The 6,314-nt window shown below is 68.3% G+C and carries 5 protein-coding genes; 2 read left to right on the plus strand and 3 right to left on the minus strand.

What is annotated here, in order from left to right; all coding sequences use genetic code 11:
• On the minus strand, positions 1 to 453 hold a 453-nt coding region (locus WBP48_RS07500; protein ID WP_424438391.1), incomplete at its 3' end, for an IMP dehydrogenase.
• Between the two features lie 109 nt (positions 454 to 562).
• Between WBP48_RS07500 and WBP48_RS07505 the strand changes: the two genes are divergently transcribed.
• Positions 563 to 4,360, plus strand: a complete 3,798-nt coding sequence (locus WBP48_RS07505; RefSeq protein ID WP_424438394.1) for a multifunctional oxoglutarate decarboxylase/oxoglutarate dehydrogenase thiamine pyrophosphate-binding subunit/dihydrolipoyllysine-residue succinyltransferase subunit — start codon at positions 563 to 565, stop codon at positions 4,358 to 4,360.
• 18 nt (positions 4,361 to 4,378) lie between these two features.
• Here WBP48_RS07505 and WBP48_RS07510 read toward each other — a convergent pair whose 3' ends face one another.
• Both WBP48_RS07510 and WBP48_RS07515 read right to left on the minus strand, forming a co-directional pair.
• Positions 4,379 to 4,639 (minus strand): zf-HC2 domain-containing protein, encoded by a 261-nt coding sequence (locus tag WBP48_RS07510; RefSeq protein ID WP_424438397.1) that lies wholly within the window; start codon positions 4,637 to 4,639, stop codon positions 4,379 to 4,381.
• A complete protein-coding gene (locus WBP48_RS07515) occupies positions 4,636 to 5,256 on the minus strand; it encodes a sigma-70 family RNA polymerase sigma factor (RefSeq protein WP_424438399.1) in 621 nt (206 codons plus the stop codon). Before WBP48_RS07515 ends, WBP48_RS07510 begins: the two co-directional genes overlap by 4 nt.
• A 130-nt stretch (positions 5,257 to 5,386) precedes the next feature.
• Here WBP48_RS07515 and WBP48_RS07520 point away from each other — a divergent pair.
• The coding region (locus WBP48_RS07520; RefSeq protein ID WP_424438402.1) for a 3-phosphoshikimate 1-carboxyvinyltransferase at positions 5,387 to 6,314 on the plus strand (928 nt) is incomplete at its 3' end.

A 6,314-nucleotide genomic window follows, 5' to 3' on the forward strand; every position in this document is an offset into this window, starting at 1 on the left:
GGGCAGCGCGGTGCCGAGGCGCGTGGCGGGCACGACGCCCAGGATGTCGTCGACGTGCACACGGTCGGCGAGCGCGGCGACGACGACGATGCCGTGGCCCTCGGTCGCAGGCAGCAGCGTCGCGGCCTCGGCGACGGTCGCATCGGCGGGCAGCACCTGCGGCGTGTCCCACGGCACCGGCTGCTCCTTGACCCAGCGTATGGCGGCGTCGATCTCCTGCAGCGGCATGTCCTGCGGCAGCACCCCGAGACCGCCGCGACGCGCGAGTGCCGCGGCGAGGCGCGGACCTGTCACGGAGTTCATGTTCGCGGCGACGATCGGGATGGTCGCCGCGGTGCCGTCCTGCGGGGAGAGGTCGACGTCGAGCCGGCTCGTGATGCCAGAGCGCCGCGGCACCAGGAACACGTCGGAGTAGGTGAGATCGACCGTGGGCTGGGCGCCGGAGAACTGCATGATGCCACGGTACCGAGAGAAAACCTGGGATACCCTTGGTGGACGTGTGCGTGAGGGCGACTGCGTGCCCCGCACGGACTGAACTTCATCGACGAAAGCAGGCGCAACCGTGTCCAGTCAGCTGACCGGCGTGGGAACTTCCAGCGACGGCGAATTCGGGGCCAACGAGTGGCTCGTTGCCGAGATGTACGACCAGTTCGCGAAGGATCGCAACGCGGTCGACGCGGCGTGGTGGCCGGTCCTGGAGGCGTACGAGAAGACGAACAGATCGCCGTCGGATGCCGAGGGATCCGCCGCGCGTGCGACCGACCGTCCCGCCGCAAGCGCAACACCCGCTCCCGCACCGTCGGCACCCGCCCCCGCGACACCGTCCGTCACGACCGCACCTCCGGCTCCCGCGGCATCGGCCGCGGCGACGGCCGAACCGCGACCCCTGACCGCACCCATCCCGGTCGTCAGCGGCGTTCAGCCGATCGCGCGCACCACCACACGGCCGGCGTCACCTCAGCCGGTGCCCGCCCAGGCGCCCAAGGGCCTGCCCGCACACGTGACCGAGGCCCGCGACGACGTCGTGACGCCGCTGCGCGGCATGCCGAAGACCCTCGCCGCCAACATGGACGAGTCGCTGACCGTCCCGACGGCCACGAGCGTGCGCACCGTCCCCGCCAAGCTCATGATCGACAACCGGATCGTGATCAACAACCACATGTCGCGCACCCGCGGCGGCAAGGTGAGCTTCACGCACCTCATCGGCTGGGCGCTGATCCAGGCGCTGAAGGTGTTCCCGAGCCAGAACGTCTCGTACGCCGAGATCGACGGCAAGCCGTCGGTGGTCGCACCGGCTCACATCGGCCTGGGCATCGCGATCGATCTGCCCAAGCCCGACGGCACGCGCGCCCTCTTGGTGCCCTCGATCAAACAGGCCGAGTCGCTGACTTTCGGCGAGTACCTCGCCGCGTACGAGGACCTCGTCAAGCGAGCCCGCGCGAACAAGCTGACCGCGGCCGACTTCCAGGGCACGACGATCTCGCTGACCAACCCCGGTGGCATCGGCACCGTGCACTCCGTGCCCCGCCTCATGAAGGGCCAGGGCTGCATCGTCGGTGCGGGGGCCCTCGAGTACCCGGCCGAGTTCCAAGGCTCGAGCGAGAAGACTCTCGTCGAGCTCGGCATCGGCAAGACGATCACGCTCACGAGCACGTACGACCACCGCGTCATCCAGGGTGCCGGTTCCGGTGAGTTCCTGAAGGTGGTGCACGAGCAGCTCACGGGACAGCGCGGTTTCTACGAGGACATCTTCGCAGCGCTTCGCATCCCCTATGCCCCGATCCACTGGGCGGGCGACATCAATGTCGACATCGCCGAACGCGTCGACAAGACGGCGCGCGTGCAGGAGCTCATCAACTCGTTCCGCGTGCGCGGGCATCTCATGGCCGACACCGACCCGCTGGAATACGTGCAGCGCACGCATCCCGATCTCGAGATCGAGAGCCACGGCCTGACGTTCTGGGACCTCGACCGCGAGTTCGTCACCGGCGGCTTCGGCGGCAAACGCACGATGAAACTCCGCGACATCCTCGGCGTGCTCCGTGACTCGTACTGCCGCACGCTCGGCGTCGAGTACATGCACATCCAGGACCCCGACCAGCGGAAGTGGTTCCAGGACAACGTCGAGGTCAAATACCAGAAACCCAGCCACGACGAGCAGTTGCGCATTCTCGACAAGCTCAACCAGGCAGAGGCGTTCGAGACGTTCCTGCAGACCAAGTACGTCGGGCAGAAGCGCTTCAGCCTCGAGGGCGGCGAGTCGCTCATCCCGCTCCTCGACGAGATCCTGCAGGGCGCGGGAGGTGCCGGTCTGGAAGGCGCCGCGATCGGCATGGCCCACCGCGGCCGCCTCAACGTGCTGACCAACATCGCCGGCAAGACCTACAGTCAGATCTTCCGCGAGTTCGAAGGCTCCGTCGCGATCGGGTCCAAGTCCGGATCGGGCGACGTCAAGTATCACCTCGGCACCGAGGGCACGTTCGTGACGGATGCCGGGACGCAGTTGCCCGTCTACCTCGCGGCCAACCCGTCGCACCTGGAGACCGTCGACGGCGTCCTGGAGGGCGTCGTCCGCGCCAAGCAGGACCGGATGCCGATCGGCTCATTCACCTGGCTCCCGATCCTCGTGCACGGCGATGCGGCCTTCGCCGGCCAGGGCGTCGTCGTCGAGACGCTGCAGATGTCGCAGCTGCGCGGCTACCGCACCGGCGGCACGGTGCACGTCGTCGTCAACAACCAGCTCGGGTTCACGACGCTGCCTCTCGACGGGCGCAGCTCGGTCTACGCGACCGACGTCGCCAAGACCATCCAGGCGCCGATCTTCCACGTCAACGGCGACGACCCCGAGGCCGTCGTCCGGGTCGCCGACCTCGCCGTCGCCTATCGGCAGGCGTTCAAGCGCGACGTGGTGATCGACCTCGTCTGCTACCGTCGCCGCGGACACAACGAGGGCGATGACCCGTCGATGACGCAACCGCTCATGACGAATCTCATCGAGGCCAAGCGCTCCGTCCGTCGGCTGTACACCGAGGCGCTCGTCGGACGTGGCGACATCACCGAGGAAGAGTACGACAAGGCGAAGCAGGACTTCCAGAACCGCCTGGAGATCGCCTTCGCCGAGACCCACGCTGCCGAAACCGGCACGAACGCTGTCGTCACGGCATCCGCCGCCGCTCCCGTCGAACCCGCCGTCGGCGAACCCGAGACGACCGGCGTCGCCGTGGAGGTCGTACATCAGATCGGCGATGCCTTCGTCAACAAGCCCGACGGCTTCACGGTGCACAACAAGCTGCAGCAGCTGCTGGACAAGCGCTTGCAGATGAGCCGCAACGGCCAGATCGACTGGGGCTTCGGCGAGCTGCTCGCGTTCGGTTCGGTCCTCATGGAGGGCACGAACGTGCGGTTGGCCGGGCAGGACGCCCGCCGCGGCACTTTCGTGCAGCGTCATTCCGTACTGCACGACCGCATCAACGGCCAGGAGTGGCTGCCGCTGGCGAACCTCTCGGAGAGTCAGGGCCGCTTCTACGCCTATGACTCGCTGCTGAGCGAGTACGCTGCGATGGCGTTCGAGTACGGCTATTCGGTCGAGCGCCCCGACACCCTCACGCTGTGGGAGGCGCAGTTCGGCGACTTCGCCAACGGCGCCCAGTCGGTCATCGACGAGTACATCTCGGCCGCCGACCAGAAGTGGGGGCAGCAGTCGGGCCTCGTGCTGCTGCTCCCGCACGGCTACGAGGGTCAGGGACCGGATCACTCGTCGGCACGCATCGAGCGGTATCTGCAGATGTGCGCGCAGGACAACATGACCGTCGCGCGACCGTCGACCCCGGCATCCTACTTCCACCTGCTGCGCCGACAGGCCTACGCACGTCCGCGTCGTCCGCTCATCGTCTTCACGCCGAAGGCGATGCTGCGACTGCGCGGAGCGACGAGCCCCGTGGCGGCGTTCACGACGGGTCGTTTCGAGCCCGTGATCGACGACGAGCGCGGCATCGATGCCGCCGCCGTCACGCGTGTGCTGCTGCACTCGGGAAAGATCCACTGGGACCTGAAGGCCGAACTCGACAAGAAGCCGAACCCGCACGTCGCCCTCGTGCGCCTGGAGCAGTTGTACCCCGCACCGATCGACGAGGTGAACGCGGTCGTCGAACGCTATCCGAACGCGGAGCTGGTGTGGGTGCAGGACGAGCCCGAGAACCAGGGCGCGTGGCCGTTCATCGCGCTCGAGGTCGTGAAGCACCTGCGCGGGCGGACCATCCGCCGCGTGTCGCGTGCCGCAGCGGCCTCGACGGCGACCGGCTCGCCGAAGGTGCACTCCCGCGAGCAGGCGGCGATCCTGGAGAGCGCCCTCACGACCTGAGTGAGGACGCCGGCGCGCTCAGATCGCTGCGGCGTGGCCGTGCGAGGCCTGCTCGGCGCGCAGCCACGCGAGCACCTGGTCGCGCAGTTCCTCGGGCGCCGTTTCTTTGCAGGCGCGTGCGACGACAGCGGTCAGGGTCGTCGCAACGAGCGCCTCGTCACGGCACGCGGGACAGTTCTCCAGATGCTCGCGGATGTCGGAGTGCTCCGTCTTGCAGACCTCGTGCCGGAGGTATTCCTCCAGATCCTTGCGCGCCTTGTCGCAGCCGCAGTCGCTCATTTCTTGCTCCTCGATGATGCGGGGGCCGGCACCTCGATGCCACGCTCTCGCGCGTAGTCGGCCAGCAGGTCACGAAGCATGCGTCTGCCGCGATGCAGTCGGCTCATGACCGTGCCGATGGGGGTCTTCATGATGTCCGCGATCTCCTGGTAGGCGAATCCCTCGACGTCCGCGAGGTAGACCGCGAGGCGGAAATCCTCTGGGATCGACTGCAGCGCGTCCTTCACGACGGATGCCGGCATGTGGTCGATCGCCTCGGCCTCGGCGGAGCGGCTGCTGCTGGCGGTGGTGGATTCAGCTCCGCCCAGCTGCCAGTCCTCGAGGTCGTCGATCGTTCCTTGGTAGGGCTCGCGCTGCTTCTTGCGGTACGTGTTGATATAGGTGTTCGTCAGGATCCGGTACAGCCACGCCTTGAGGTTCGTGCCCTGCGTGAACGACGACCACGATGCGAACGCTTTGACGAACGTCTCCTGCACGAGGTCGGCGGCGTCGGCGGGGTTGCGCGTCATGCGCATCGCCGCGGCGTACAGCGGATCCATGAAGGGCAGCGCCTGCTGCTCGAACTGCGCGCGCGGATCCTTCGGTGTCTGCGGCTGCGGGGCCGCCTGCTCTTCCATCGGCGCCCAGTCTACGTGCGACCAGACATGCGCCAGGGGCGAGAGAACCGGTCGCATCGGTGTGAGGGTCGCTGTCAACGGTCGCCTCTTCTTTCTGCCGCGTCGGACGGGTTCGTTAGGGTAGAACCCGATGACAGCGACCGGGTATTCCCTTGCGCCGCCCGCGAACTCCCCGTGGCCGGCGCCGTTCGCCGAGCACGGGGTGCAGGCCGCCGTGAACGTGCCGGGGTCGAAGTCGCTCACGAACCGCAAGCTCGTCCTCGCGGCCCTCGCCGACGGGCCCAGCGTACTGTCTGCGCCGCTGCACTCCGACGACTCGGCACGCATGATCGAGGCGCTGCGTGCCTTGGGAGTCGAGATCGAGGAGGTCGCGGGCACCGGCCGGTTCGGGCCCGACCTGCACGTCGTGCCCCCGGCATCCTTCCCGGGCGACACGGTCGTGGACTGCGGTCAGGCGGGCACCGTCATGCGCTTCATCGCACCGCTGGCGGGGCTCGCGCACGGCGACGTCACGATCACGGCGCACCCCAGCGCCCTGCATCGCCCGATGGGAGAGATGATCAAGGCGCTGCGCGAGATCGGCGCCGACATCGACGACGGTGGCACGTGGTCGCTGCCGTTCACGGTGCGCGGCCGCGGTCACGTCCGTGGCGGCGAGGTGACGATCGACGCGAGCGCGTCGAGTCAGTTCGTTTCGGGCCTGCTGCTGGCCGCCCCCCGGTTCGACGTGGGACTCCACCTCATCCATTCCGGCGAGCGCCTGCCGTCGCTGCCGCACATCGACATGACGATCGAGACGCTCGCCCGCCGCGGCATCCAGATCGAGCGCCCCGCCCCGAACGAATGGCTGGTCCCGGCGGGAGTGCCGCGAGGACGGGATGCCGTCATCGAGCCCGATCTGTCCAATGCCGCCCCCTTTCTCGCCGCGGCGCTGCTGACGCAGGGATCCGTGACGGTCCCCGGCTGGCCGGCCAGCTCGACACAGCCCGGCGCGCTGCTGCCCGAGATCTTCTCGCTGCTCGGCGCGAAAGTGTCGCGGCGCGGCGGCGCCCTCACCG

The organism is Microbacterium sp., assembly GCF_049661145.1.
Classification (GTDB): domain Bacteria; phylum Actinomycetota; class Actinomycetes; order Actinomycetales; family Microbacteriaceae; genus Microbacterium.

What these genes read in the sequence shown, in the direction of transcription:
- WBP48_RS07510 (WP_424438397.1), bottom strand. Translation starts at nt 4,639, where the DNA reads ATGAGCGACTGCGGCTGCGACAAGGCGCGCAAGGATCTGGAGGAATAC.
- WBP48_RS07515 (WP_424438399.1), bottom strand. Translation starts at nt 5,256, where the DNA reads ATGGAAGAGCAGGCGGCCCCGCAGCCGCAGACACCGAAGGATCCGCGC.